Raw genomic sequence first — 11,786 nt, 5'->3', positions numbered from 1 at the left:
TGTCGGCATCGGCGAGCGCGAAATTCTCCGCGCGGTGGGTGCTCACGCGTTCGCGGTCCCCGCCGAGCGCTTCGAGCACCGTCAGCGTCGAGCCGCCGAAGCCGGCCTCCGCCAAGAGGGTCGCAAGCGCGGCCGGTCCGTCGCTGTCGGAGGTAAGCGCGAGGATGCGGGCATCCGGATGCAGATGCGGACGGATGAGATCGATCGGCCGGCCGTGCAGCGACACGCAGACTGTGTCCTGCAAGGGCCAGCCCATGCGGGCGGCGGCAAGGTTGAAGGCGGAGGGCGCGGGATAGACCGTCATCTCGCTGCGTGGCACGCGGCGCGACAGGGTGACGCCGACGCCGTAGAAGAAGGGATCACCCGAGGCGAGCACGACGACAGGCCGGCCGCGTGCCGCAAGCACCGTCTCGACGGAGCGCTCGAAGGGGCTGAGCCAGCTATGGCGCTCGCCGCCAATGGCGGCGTCGGCAAGCTCCAGATGCCGCGCGCCGCCGAAGACGAGCGCCGCCTTTTCGATCGCGCTCTTGGCCGCGTCGCCGAGACCCGCTAGACCGTCCTCGCCGATACCGACGATGGTGAGCCAGGGATCGGGGACAAGGGATTCAGCCGGCTTGGACACGAAACGCATCCTTCTTCTTGGCGGCACGACCGAGGCGCGCGACCTCGCCGCGCGCCTCGCGGCGCGCACCGATCTGGCCGTGACGTTGTCGCTTGCCGGCCGCACGCTCGACCCGGCACCACAGCCGGTGCCCGTTCGCAGCGGCGGCTTCGGCGGTGTCCAGGGCCTGGAAACCTACCTCCGGGACGAAGCCGTCGACCTCATCGTCGATGCGACGCATCCCTTCGCCCGGCGGATTTCCGCCAATGCCGGTGCGGCGGGCGAAGCGGCGGGCATTCCGGTCCTGCGGCTCGAACGGTTCGGCTGGGACGAGAGCGACGGCGATCGCTGGACGCGAGTCCCGTCGGTCCGCGCTGCCGTCGAAGCGCTGGGCGATGTGCCGCGCCGCGTCTTCCTCGCGATCGGCCGGCAGGAGGCCAAGGCCTTCGATGCCGCACCGCAGCACCGCTATCTGGTGCGCAGCGTCGATCCGGTCGTCCCGCCGCTCGACGCGCCCGACGTCGACTACATTCTCGCGCGCGGACCCTTTGCGGTCGAAGCCGAGGTCGAACTGCTGAAGCGCCACGAAACCGATGTCGTCGTTGCCAAGAACTCGGGCGGCGAGGCGACCTACGGCAAGATCGTCGCCGCGCGCATCCTCGGCCTGCCGGTCGTCCTGATCGAGCGGGCGGCGGAGAGCGACGGCAATCGCGCGGGAACGGTCGAGGAAGCCTTGCCGCTGATCGATCACCTGCTCGCCTCCGGCAGGAAGCGCGGCGTATAGACGAGATCGGGCAGGCCGGGCCGCTGGATGATGCGCGTTTCCGGCGAGCCGATGACGACGCAGGTCGCCATGTCGGCTTGTTCTGCCTCCGCGTCGGCGAGCGGCATGACCAGCATCCGCTCGTCCGGCCGTCCGGCGGCGCGGCCGAAGATCACCGGCGTTTCGGCCGGCAGCGTTTCGCGCAACACCTCGAAGGCCCTGCCGAGCTGCCAGGGCCGCGCCTTGCTGATCGGATTGTAGAGCGCGATGACGAGGCCGGCCTCGGAAACGAGGCGCAGCCGCCTCTCGATGATGCTCCAGGGCTTCAGATTGTCCGACAGCGAGAGGGCGCAGAAATCGTGGCCGAGCGGCGCGCCGATGCGCGCGGCAACCGCCAGCATGGCGGTGACGCCCGGTACGATGACGAGATCGACGGACTTCCACTCCACCGGCCCGGCATCGATCGCCTCGCAGACGGCCGCCGCCATGGCGAAGACGCCGGGATCGCCGCCGGAGACCACGCAGACATCCACGCCGGCAGCAGCGCGCGCGAGCGCCGCTTGTGCCCTGTTCAGCTCTTCCCGGTTGTCCGAAGCGACCTTCAGCTGGTCGGGCCTGAGATTGAGCCGATCGATATAGGGAAAGTAGCCGAAGAACGCGGTCGAAGCCTCGACGGCCTTTTGTGCTTCCGGTGTCATCTGCTCGGGATTGCCGGGACCGGTGCCGATCACAAAGAGCCTGCCCGCCATCACTCCGCTCCCGTGCGGCCGTGCCAGCCCGGCACGAGGATGAGTGAAAAATAGGGGGCCGTGTCGTCCGGCTTCTCAGCAAGCCGCGTCGACTTGCCGGCCGCCATGGTGCCGCGCTCGACATAGATCGCCTCGGCGAGCCTGCCGGCGGCGGCGAGCGCGCGGCGGATCTTCGGCAGGTTGCGGCCGACCTTCATGATGACGGCGGCCTGCGTATCGCCGAGCCGGCGAACGAGTTCCGCCTCGCGCATCGTGCCGGGCAGAACCGAGAGCACATCGTCGCCCTGCACGATCGGCAGGCCGGAGAGCGACCAGCAGCCCGACATCGCCGTGATGCCGGGAATGACCTCGGTCGGGAACCGGCTTGCCAGCCGCACATGCAGGTGCATGTAGGAGCCGTAGAACATCGGATCGCCCTCCGAGAGGATCGCGACCGTCCGTCCGGCGGCGAGATGGCCGGCGACCGCGTCGGCGGAGGCGTCGTAGAAGCCGGTGATCTGGCGCTTGTAGTCGTCGTGGTCCTTGTCGATCTCGGTCGTCACCGGATAGTAGAGCGGCAGTTCGACCATGCCGGGCTTCAAGAGCCCCTCGACGATCGCCCGCCCGTTGCCGGAGCGGCCGTCCTTGGCAAAATAGGCGAGCACGTCGGCTTCGCCGATCGCGCGCACCGCCTTCAGCGTCAGGAGTTCCGGGTCGCCCGGTCCCGTGCCCACGCCATAGAGCCGTCCCGTCACCATCGCCGCCATGTTCATAGCCCCGGCCTCGCCAGCGCATTGAGGGCCGCCGCCGTCATGGCGCTGCCGCCAAGCCGGCCGCGCACGATGGCGAAGGGCACGCCGTAGGACTTTTCGGCAAGCGCCTCCTTCGATTCCGCCGCGCCGACGAAGCCGACCGGCATGCCGAGGATCGCCGCCGGTTTCGGCGCGCCGTCACGCAGCAGTTCGAGCAGGTAGAAGAGCGCCGTCGGCGCGTTGCCGATGGCAACGACCGAGCCGGCCATGCGGTCGAGCCACAGGCGGATGGCCGCGGCCGAGCGCGTGTTGCCGATCTCCGCGGCGATCTCCGGCGTGCGCGGGTCGCGCAGCGTGCAGATGACGTCGTTGCCGGCGGGAAGCCGCGCGGCCGTCACGCCGCGCGACACCATCTCCGCGTCGCAGAAGATCGGTGCGCCGGCCTCAAGTGCCGCGCGGGCGGAGGCGACGAAATCCGGCGAGAAATGGAAATGCGCCGCCGCCTCCACGAGGCCGGCGGCATGGATCATGCGCACCGCGACATCCGCCTCGGCCTCGGAAAAACGCGACAGGTCGGCTTCCGACCGGATGATGGCGAAGGACCGCTCGTAGATGGCGGTGCCGTTCCTGATGTAGTCGTAGTCTGTCATGTCCTGCCCTGAAATGCGGAGAGCAGCCGGTCCCTGCCGAGCCGCTCGAGAAGGGTGCGCGCTGTCTCGCCCCGCCTGCCTTCGCTGGCGACGAGCGCGCCGATGCCGGTGAGGGCGGCGGGAAGATCTCGTGCGGCAAGAGAGGCTCTATCGTCGCCTGCCCGCCCGGCGATGACGAGTGCGGCGCCGTCGCCGGTGCCGACGATCGTCAGGGGTGCTGCGGCCGGATGGGCGCAGCCCTTGGTGCAGCCGGAGACGTGAATGGCGGCCGAGCCGTCGAAGAGGCCGGGAGCCGCGGCGATCAGCGCGTCCGCGACGGCATGCGTGTCGAGCCGTGCGGCGGCGCAGCCGGCACTGCCGGCGCAGGCGGAGATCGCATTGCCGGGGGCGTCCGGGTCGGTCCAGAAACCGTGCTGGCCGGCGCTGCGGAGGGCGTCGCCGGCCGTCTCGGCCGCGATGCCGAGCACCAGCAGCGCCCGATGAGGCGCAAGCCGGACCGCGCGCGCGCCACGCCTGGCGAGATCGTGCATCAGCCCTTCCAGCTGGTCGGCATGGACCTTGCCGTAGGGCAGGCGAAGGCCGAGCACCGGGCCGTTCCCGATGTCGAGCAGGCCGACCGGCGCTTTGGCACGACCGACGGTATCGCCGCCGTCGTCCGTGAAGGGCGGAACGCCGGCCGCACGCAGATCCCTGCCGCGCGCCGCCGGACCCAGCGCCGCGAGTTCCCGCAGCAGCCGCAGCACGGCGTCGGCCGCCGCGTCCCCCGGCAGGCAGGCAATCGGCGCAGCGGAGGATGCATCGCCGGCGATGGCGATTCGCCACCGCACCTCGCCGGCGCGGTGCACGGCGTCGAGCCGAATGTCGGCGACCATGTCGTGGAGATTGAGCACCCCGCCGCCGTCGACGACGACGGCGAGCTTGGGCGCAAGTCGAAGGGCCTGCCTGCCTGCGGCAATCATCCGGGTGATCCGTTCGGCGAGCGGCGTCGCATCCGCGATCTCGGAGGGGTCCAGTCCCGCGAGCGGCGGCACCTCGATCGCGACACCGGAACGGATCGCAACGCCCGCCGCGTCGAGCCCCGCGGCAAACGGCGCCACAGTCTCCTCGGACAGGCCGCGCACCTGCAGATTGCCGCGGGCGGTCACCTCGACGAGGCCATTGCCGTGCTCCCGTGCCAGCGCGGCAATGGCGATCCAGTGCGCCGGGGAAAGCTCGGCCGCCTGCGGCCGGAGCCGGACGAGCAGGCCGTCGCCGGTCGGCATCGGCGCGGCGACGGAAGGACAGGCGCCGCGCCGCAGCGGGGATTTCGGCGCCGCCGCCAGGGCCGGAAAAAGGGTCGTGCTCATGCGCCGCCCTCCGCACCTTCCGCCGCTTCGACCGGTCGGCGGATCAGGTAGGTGTCCATGACCCAGCCGTGTTCGGCACGCGCCGCTTTCCGTGTTTCGCTGATCGTTCCGGCAATGTCCGATAGTGGACCGGACAGCGTGATCTCCATCGGTGTGCCGAGATAGGCACCCCAATGAATTATTGCATCGGGATCGTTCACCGTCTCGAAGGCCTGGACGCCGTCGAGCATCACCGCGACGTCATGCGTGCCCGGCGGCCAGCCTTCGGAAAGGCGCCGGCCGGTGGTGATCTCGACCGGCAGGCCGATGCGGTTCAAGGGAATGCGGTGGCTGGCGCAGAGCGCCTGCAGGCTGGTGATGCCGGGGATGACGTCGTAGTCGAAGGCGACGCGGCCCCTGTCGCGCACATGCTCGACGATGCGGATCGTGCTGTCGTAGAGCATCGGATCGCCCCAGACGAGCAGGCCGACGGTCTCGTCGGCGCCCACCTCGCCAAGCAGCATGTCCTCGTAGATTGCCGCGATCGCCCGGTGCCAGTCGGTGACGCCCGCGCCGTAGTCGCCGTCGTCGCGGCGTTTCGGCACGGCGAATTCGAGGAGGCGCGGCGATGCGCCCCTGATGAAACGATCGCAGATCGCGCGGCGGAGATCGGCCAGGAAGGCTTTTTCCTCGCCCTTCAGCGGGATGAAGAGGACGTCGCATGCGTTCAGCGCGTCGATCGCCTGAACGGTCATATGCCCGGGATTGCCTGCGCCGATCCCGATGATGCGGATGCGTCTCGTCACTGTCCTCTCCGTGCGCCCTTTGCGCTGCCGGCATGCCGCGTCCCGGTATGGGTCCCGCGCCTCCCTTCCTAATCCCAAATGCGCCCGGAAAACAGTGCCTGAATCGCGTCTCCCGACGCTCTGTTTGAGACGTCCGGCCTTAGGCGGCCTGGCGGCTCTTGAAATAGAGCTTCGGCGAGGCGCCGAGCATGCGCTTGAACATGGTGGTGAAGGCCGGCACGCTGTCGTAGCCGGCCTCGAGCGCGATCTGCGTTACCGGCGCGCCGTCCGCAAGCCGCGGCAGGCAGGCGAAGATCGCCGCCTGCTGGCGCCAGGTGGAGAAGCTGACGCCCGTCTCGTCGCGGAAGAGGCGGGTGAAGCTGCGCCGGCTCATGTTGAGCCTGCGCGCCCAGTCGTCGATCTTGGCGTCCGGCGACGGCCGGTCGACGAAGTCGCGGCAAAGGCCCGCAAGTCGCGGATGGCCCGGAAAGGGCAGGCCGAGCGGACGCTGCGGCAGGCGGCCCATCTCGTCGATCAGCAGCGCCATCACCAGGTCCCGCCGCTGGGGAGCACCGCTGAGGGGCTGGTGGCGCACGGCCTCGGCCAGAAGATGGTGGGCGAGGTCGGTCACTTCCAGCACGACCGGCTCCGGCGATCCCGCCAGGCCGTGCGGCGAGAGGATGTAGACCGAGCGCATCGCCACGTCGCTGAACATTTCGACCGAATGTTCGAGCCCGCGCGGGATCAGCAGTGCGTGGCCGGGCGGGATCATCCAGCGGCCGCGGATCGTCGAGACCAGCACGACCCCGGCGAAGACGCAGAGGAACTGCGTGCGGCTGTGGCTGTGCGGCGGCACGACATAGCCGTGCGGAATGTCCGAACTGCGCACGATCACCTCGGCGTCGGACTGCTCCATCGACGCGAGAGTACGGATGTGATCGTCGTCGAGCGTCGCAATGATGTCCTGCGGAAGCTTGTCCATTTTGGCCCACTTGCGAAAGAAGAGGACCAAAGCACGAAAGCAGGCCGCCGACAATCCCTGTATAGACAGGCGCTGTAAAGACGAGAAAACAACAGTTCCGGACGGAAACAGTCGAGGTCCACATGTCGGCGGTAGCCCCCACCGCGCCTTCGCCCGCGCGCACCACCTTCTCCATCATCGTCGCCGTCAGCGTGTGCCACATGCTGAACGACATCATGCAGTCGCTACTGACCTCCCTTTATCCGCTGCTGAAGGAGAATTACGCGCTCGACTTCGTGCAGATCGGCCTGCTCACCATGGCCTTCCAGGTGACGGCCTCGCTCCTGCAGCCGGCCGTCGGCCTCGTCACGGACCGCTGGCCGATGCCGTTCTCGCTGCCGGCCGGCATGGCGAGCACCTTCTGCGGCCTTATCCTGCTCGCCTATGCGCACAGCTATCCGGTGCTCATCCTCGGCGCCTGCCTCATCGGCTTCGGTTCGGCGATCTTCCATCCGGAATCCTCGCGCGTCGCGCGACTGGCGTCGGGCGGGCGGCATGGCATGGCGCAGTCGCTGTTCCAGGTGGGCGGCAATGCGGGCACGGCCATGGGGCCGCTGCTTGCCGCCTTCATCGTCCTGCCCTTCGGCCAGACGAGCGTTTCCTGGTTCTCGGCGGCTGCCCTTCTCGGCATGGGTATCCTGACCTGGGTCGGCGCCTGGTATGCCGGCGAGCGGCGCCTTGCCGCCGGCCGGCCGCCGGTCTCGCGCGATCTGCCGCTGCCGCGCGGGCGCGTCGCCTGGGCGCTCTTCGTGCTCGTGCTGCTGACGACGACGAAGAACGTCTATCTTTCCAGCCTGTCGAGCTATTTCACCTTCTACACGATCGGCCGCTTCGGGCTGTCGGTGCAGGAGGCGCAGCTCATGCTGTTCCTGTTCCTCGGGGCGTCGGCCGCGGGCGTCTTCCTCGGCGGGCCGATCGGCGACCGGTTCGGCGCGCGCTTCGTGATCTGGTTCTCGATCCTCGGCGTCATCCCCTTCGCATTGGTCCTGCCCTATGCGAACCTGTTGTGGACCGGCGTGCTCGTCGTGCTGATCGGGCTGATCTTCTCGTCCGCCTTCTCGGCGATCGTCGTCTTCGCGCAGGAGTTGGTGCCAGGCCGCGTCGGGCTGATCGCCGGCGTGTTCTTCGGCTTCGCCTTCGGCACCGGCGGCCTCGGCGCGGCGATCCTCGGCGTCTATGCCGACAGCCACGGCATCGACTTCGTCTACAGCGTCTGTTCCTATCTGCCGCTGCTCGGCATCCTGACGATCATGCTGCCGCGCCTACCGGCGCGGTAGGCCGGGCGCCGGCGCGGGATCAGAACCGTGCGCCGGCAAGATGGGCGATCTGTGCGCCCAGCTCGTAATAGGCCTCGCGGGCGGGGCGGAAGCTCTGCGCCGCCGGATCCGTGACGGGCAAGGGCAGGTCGTCCTCGACGATCGCGCCGGCGGCGAGGTCCGCCAGCAGCTTTCCGAAGACGGTGCCGGGCGCGATGCCGCGGCCGTTGTAGCCGCTGAAGCCGACGACGCGCTCGGCGAAGCGGTGAAAGCGCGGCAGGGCGTCTGCCGTCATGCCGATCTTGCCGTACCATTCCGCCTCGAAGGCGACGTCGCCGATAGCGGGGAAGAGCTTCTTCAGCGTCCGGTGCGCCCAGGCCCTGTGGATTGCCGTGCCGGTGCTGCGCAGCGCGCCGACGCTGCCGACGACGAGACGGCCGTGTTTGTCGAAGCGGAAGGAAGAGAGCACCTCCCGCGTATCCCAGACGCCCTGCCGTTCCGGCAGGATCCGCTTCTGCATGTCGTCTGACAGCGGCGCCGTCGCGAAGTTGAAATAGGGCAGGTGCACGAGTTCGGCCCGCACCTCCGGCCAGGGCGCGTCCGTGTAGGCATTGCTCGCGACGATCACCCAGTCCGCCTCGAGGCTGCCGCCGGCCGTTTCCAGCCGCCATCGGCTGCCGGCTTGCTGCCAGCCGGTGACCGGGCTGCCGGTGAAGATCGTGGCACCGGCCGCGATCGCCGCGCGGGCCAGTCCGCGCACATAGGCGAGCGGCTGGATCGTGCCGGCCCTGAGGTCGAGCAGTGCGCCGGCATAGGCGTCCGTGCCGACCTTCGCGGCCGTCTCGCCCGCATCGAGGAGCCGGACCGGTGCGCCGCGTCGCGACCATTGCTCGGCGCGGTCGCGGATCTCGTCGAGCCCCGAACGGCCGACCGCGCAGTGCAGGGTGCCGGCCGGCGTCGCCTCGCAGTCGATCGCATGCTTTTCGACGAGGTCGAAGACGAGGCGCGGCGCATCGCCGAGCGTGTCGAGCAGGCGGCTGCCGTAGTGCGTCCCGAGCACGCCCGGCAGGTCGTCCGGCATCACCCACATGCCGGCATTGACCAGGCCGACATTGCGGCCCGAGCCGCCGAAGCCGATCTCCCTGCCTTCGACGACCGCAACGCTGACGCCGCGCCCGGCGAGATGCAGCGCCGCCGAGAGACCGGTATAGCCGCCGCCGACGATGGCCACGTCGACCCTTTCCGTCCCGGTCAGGGGTTGCGTCTCGGGGGCGGGCGGGGCGGTCATTTCCCACAGGCCGTGGGAGCGCGGGTCGTTCAGCATGGGTCTGGCTTCATGTCCGGAGGGAATTCGATTGCCGCCACACTCTTGCATCGCACGCAAGCGGAAAAACGAAAATTCCGCACCGGATGATGCGGCGGGGGCATGAGGTCGCAGGTCAGCGCACCTGCATTGTGATCCAGGCGCGGAAGGATTGCGTCAGGGCATTCTCCTGTTTTCCCTCCGGCACAACCAGATAGTAGCTGTTCTCCGTCTCCATCGGCCGGTCGAAGACGATGGCGAGGCGGCCGGTCTGAAGCTCCTGCTCGATCAGGTATTTTGGCAGCAGCGCGAAGCCGAGGCCGGCGACGGCCGATTCGATCACCATGGAGAACTGGTCGAAGCGATGGCCGCGATAGGCGGTTTCGGTCGTGCCGCCGGCGAGCTCGAACCATTCCGCCCAGAGCTTCGGCCGCGTCGCGAGGTGGAGGAGGGGGGCCGACGCCAGCGCGCCCGGCTCCTTCGGGGCGAATTCGCCGATGAGCGCGGGGCTTGCCGCCGGCAGGATCGTCTCGCTGCAGAGATACGAACAGGCGGCGCGCGCCCAGACCGGCTGGCCGTAGTGGATTGCGAGGTCGAAGTTCTCCTCGTCGAAATCGAAGGGCGCCGAGCGCGAGGCGATGTTGAGCACCGTACCGGGGTGTTCGGCGAGGAAGGCCGGGATGCGCGGCGTCAGCCAGCGGCTGCCGAAGGTCGGCAGCGTCGCGATCGAGAGACTGTGATCGGAGCGCGCGGCGGACATGGCGCGCAGCATCGTCTCTTCCGTCTGGTAGAGCAGCTTGCGCACCTCCGGCAGGAAGCGGCGGCCGTCCTCCGACAGCACGACGCGCTGGCGCACGCGCTCGAAGAGCAGCACGCCGAGTTGGTCTTCGAGGTCCTTGATCTGGCGGCTGACGGCGCTCTGCGTCAGGTTCAGCTCGTGTGCCGCCTGGGTGAAGCTGCCGTGGCGGGCGGCACATTCGAAGGCCTGCAGCGTGGTGACGTCCGGGATCAGCCTTCGACTCAGCTTCATTCATTCCTCGCATCAACATAGTCAGAACGGTCGCAATCGCTCAAGCAAACGAGCCGGTATGATCCGTTTTGAGAATGACCGGAGCCTCCCACCCTTCTAAAGCAATTCCGGAAGAAGTGCGAAGCTTTTTCCAGCCGGAACTGCCGCGCCAACGAGACGAGACCGTTCGCCATGATGACAACACCGCCGTATGTTTCCGCCGACAAGATCCGTTCGGACTTCTCCGCCGCCATGTCGGCCATGTACCGCGACGAGGTGCCGGCCTATGGCACGCTGATGGCGCTGGTCGCGACGGTGAACGGCGAGACGCTCGCGGCGGACCCGCATCTTGAGGAACGGCTGGAAGCGACCGATTCGCTCGACCGCATCTCGGAAGAGCGCCATGGCGCGATCCGCCTCGGCACGCCGGAAGAACTCGCCATGATGCGCCGCGTCTTCGCCGTCATGGGCATGCACCCGGTCGGCTACTACGATCTTTCGACTGCCGGCGTTCCGGTCCATTCCACCGCCTTCCGCCCGGTCGGCGCGGAGAGCCTCAGCCGCAATCCCTTCCGCGTCTTCACCTCGCTGCTCCGGCTCGATCTCGTCGCCGATCCGGCACTGCGCGCCGAAGCGGCGGCTGTGCTTGCTGCTCGGAAAATCTTCACGGACGAAGCCGTGGCCCTCGTCGAAAAAGCCGAGCGTGACGGCGGCCTCAATGCCGCCGACGCCGCCTGCTTCGTTGCGCAGGTGCTCGAAACCTTCCGCTGGCACGACCGCGCCATCGTCAGCGCCGACATGTACAAGCGCCTGCACGATGCGCATCGCCTGATCGCCGACGTCGTCTCCTTCAAGGGCCCGCACATCAACCATCTGACACCGCGCACCTTGGACATCGACAAGGTGCAGGCGCTGATGCCGGAAGAGGGCATCGCGCCCAAGGCGATCGTCGAAGGCCCGCCGACGCGGCACTGCCCGATCCTGCTGCGCCAGACTTCGTTCAAGGCGCTGGAGGAGGCCGTGTCCTTCATCGGCACGGACGGCAGCTGGCAGGAGGGGTCGCACACCGCCCGCTTCGGCGAGATCGAGCAGCGCGGCGTGGCGCTGACCCCGAAGGGCCGCGCGCTCTACGACAGGTTGCTCAACGACACCCGCGCGATCGTGCGCCCCGCCGCCGACGGCTCCAACGCAGCGGACTACGAGGCAGCGCTTGCCGACGTCTTCAAGGCGTTCCCGGACGATTGGGACGGCATCCGCAAGGCGGGCCTCGGCTATTTCAGCTATTCGCTGACCGAAAAAGGCAAAGCCGTCTCAGGCCGCAAGGTCGATCTTGAAACGGCGATCTCGGACGGCCTCGTGCAGTTCGACCCGATCGTCTACGAGGACTTCCTGCCGGTCAGCGCCGCCGGCATCTTCCAGTCGAACCTCGGCGACGACGCGACGCAGGATTTCGTCGCAAGCCCCAACCAGGTGATGTTCGAGCGGGATCTGGGCGCGGCGGTGCTCGACGAATTCGCCCACTATGCCGGCATCGAGCGTGCCTCGCTTGAAATGTGCCTCGGCATCGTCAACATGGCGGCCGCCGCGGAGTGA

At 68.6% G+C, this 11,786-nt stretch carries 12 protein-coding genes; 3 read left to right on the top strand and 9 right to left on the bottom strand.

Going from position 1 to position 11,786, the window contains the following annotated elements; all coding sequences use genetic code 11:
* A partial coding sequence (gene cbiE, locus LXM94_RS12020; protein WP_235771591.1) for a precorrin-6y C5,15-methyltransferase (decarboxylating) subunit CbiE occupies positions 1 to 622 on the bottom strand: 622 nt, incomplete at its 3' end.
* Here cbiE and LXM94_RS12015 point away from each other — a divergent pair.
* Positions 576 to 1,385 (top strand): cobalt-precorrin-6A reductase, encoded by an 810-nt coding sequence (locus LXM94_RS12015; protein WP_408015630.1) that lies wholly within the window; start codon positions 576 to 578, stop codon positions 1,383 to 1,385. The two genes, cbiE and LXM94_RS12015, sit on opposite strands and share 47 nt — an antisense overlap.
* Here LXM94_RS12015 and LXM94_RS12010 read toward each other — a convergent pair.
* The 6 genes from LXM94_RS12010 to LXM94_RS11985 form a co-directional block, all read right to left on the bottom strand.
* Positions 1,349 to 2,113, bottom strand: a complete 765-nt coding sequence (locus tag LXM94_RS12010; protein ID WP_235771589.1) for a precorrin-3B C(17)-methyltransferase — start codon at positions 2,111 to 2,113, stop codon at positions 1,349 to 1,351. The genes LXM94_RS12015 and LXM94_RS12010 overlap by 37 nt on opposite strands.
* Positions 2,113 to 2,859 (bottom strand): precorrin-2 C(20)-methyltransferase, encoded by a 747-nt coding sequence (locus LXM94_RS12005; protein ID WP_235771601.1) that lies wholly within the window; start codon positions 2,857 to 2,859, stop codon positions 2,113 to 2,115. The genes LXM94_RS12010 and LXM94_RS12005 overlap by 1 nt, the downstream gene beginning before the upstream one ends.
* Positions 2,860 to 2,861: 2 nt before the next feature.
* Positions 2,862 to 3,494, bottom strand: coding sequence for a precorrin-8X methylmutase (locus LXM94_RS12000; protein WP_235771588.1), 633 nt, complete (start codon positions 3,492 to 3,494; stop codon positions 2,862 to 2,864).
* On the bottom strand, positions 3,491 to 4,840 hold the full coding sequence (gene cobG / locus LXM94_RS11995; RefSeq protein WP_235771587.1) for a precorrin-3B synthase: 1,350 nt from the start codon (positions 4,838 to 4,840) through the stop codon (positions 3,491 to 3,493). Before cobG ends, LXM94_RS12000 begins: the two co-directional genes overlap by 4 nt.
* Positions 4,837 to 5,625 (bottom strand): precorrin-6A synthase (deacetylating), encoded by a 789-nt coding sequence (gene cobF, locus LXM94_RS11990; protein ID WP_329605608.1) that lies wholly within the window; start codon positions 5,623 to 5,625, stop codon positions 4,837 to 4,839. Before cobF ends, cobG begins: the two co-directional genes overlap by 4 nt.
* A 139-nt stretch (positions 5,626 to 5,764) precedes the next feature.
* Positions 5,765 to 6,586: an AraC family transcriptional regulator gene (locus tag LXM94_RS11985; RefSeq protein WP_235771585.1), complete on the bottom strand. Its 822-nt coding sequence runs from the start codon at positions 6,584 to 6,586 to the stop codon at positions 5,765 to 5,767.
* Positions 6,587 to 6,708: 122 nt separating this feature from the next.
* On the opposite strand from LXM94_RS11985, the gene LXM94_RS11980 reads away from it, so the two are divergent.
* A complete protein-coding gene (locus LXM94_RS11980; RefSeq protein WP_235771584.1) occupies positions 6,709 to 7,902 on the top strand; it encodes an MFS transporter in 1,194 nt (397 codons plus the stop codon).
* Between the two features lie 19 nt (positions 7,903 to 7,921).
* Here the strand turns inward: LXM94_RS11980 and LXM94_RS11975 are convergent, their stop codons facing one another.
* Together LXM94_RS11975 and LXM94_RS11970 are read right to left on the bottom strand one after the other, a co-directional pair.
* On the bottom strand, positions 7,922 to 9,205 hold the full coding sequence (locus LXM94_RS11975) for an NAD(P)/FAD-dependent oxidoreductase (RefSeq protein WP_235771582.1): 1,284 nt from the start codon (positions 9,203 to 9,205) through the stop codon (positions 7,922 to 7,924).
* 115 nt (positions 9,206 to 9,320) lie between these two features.
* Positions 9,321 to 10,214 carry a LysR family transcriptional regulator gene (locus LXM94_RS11970; protein WP_235771580.1) on the bottom strand — a complete coding sequence of 298 codons (894 nt, stop codon included), beginning with the start codon at positions 10,212 to 10,214 and terminating at the stop codon, positions 9,321 to 9,323.
* Positions 10,215 to 10,388: 174 nt separating this feature from the next.
* On the opposite strand from LXM94_RS11970, the gene hglS reads away from it, so the two are divergent.
* Positions 10,389 to 11,786 carry a 2-oxoadipate dioxygenase/decarboxylase HglS gene (hglS, locus tag LXM94_RS11965; protein WP_235771599.1) on the top strand — a complete coding sequence of 466 codons (1,398 nt, stop codon included), beginning with the start codon at positions 10,389 to 10,391 and terminating at the stop codon, positions 11,784 to 11,786.

The sequence above is a fragment of the Rhizobium alarense genome (assembly GCF_021555155.1).
Lineage (GTDB): Bacteria > Pseudomonadota > Alphaproteobacteria > Rhizobiales > Rhizobiaceae > Rhizobium_D > Rhizobium_D alarense.
Note: the sequence above shows the minus strand (reverse complement) of the source record. Positions and strands in the feature narration are given on the sequence as shown.

Coding starts and splice junctions, on each gene's coding strand:
- cobG (WP_235771587.1), bottom strand. CDS start 4,840: ATGAGCACGACCCTTTTTCCGGCCCTGGCGGCGGCGCCGAAATCCCCG.
- LXM94_RS11985 (WP_235771585.1), bottom strand. CDS start 6,586: ATGGACAAGCTTCCGCAGGACATCATTGCGACGCTCGACGACGATCAC.
- LXM94_RS12005 (WP_235771601.1), bottom strand. CDS start 2,859: ATGGCGGCGATGGTGACGGGACGGCTCTATGGCGTGGGCACGGGACCG.
- LXM94_RS12000 (WP_235771588.1), bottom strand. CDS start 3,494: ATGACAGACTACGACTACATCAGGAACGGCACCGCCATCTACGAGCGG.
- LXM94_RS11975 (WP_235771582.1), bottom strand. CDS start 9,205: ATGCTGAACGACCCGCGCTCCCACGGCCTGTGGGAAATGACCGCCCCG.
- LXM94_RS12015 (WP_408015630.1), top strand. CDS start 576: ATGGTGAGCCAGGGATCGGGGACAAGGGATTCAGCCGGCTTGGACACG.
- LXM94_RS12010 (WP_235771589.1), bottom strand. CDS start 2,113: ATGGCGGGCAGGCTCTTTGTGATCGGCACCGGTCCCGGCAATCCCGAG.
- LXM94_RS11980 (WP_235771584.1), top strand. CDS start 6,709: ATGTCGGCGGTAGCCCCCACCGCGCCTTCGCCCGCGCGCACCACCTTC.
- hglS (WP_235771599.1), top strand. CDS start 10,389: ATGACAACACCGCCGTATGTTTCCGCCGACAAGATCCGTTCGGACTTC.
- LXM94_RS11970 (WP_235771580.1), bottom strand. CDS start 10,214: ATGAAGCTGAGTCGAAGGCTGATCCCGGACGTCACCACGCTGCAGGCC.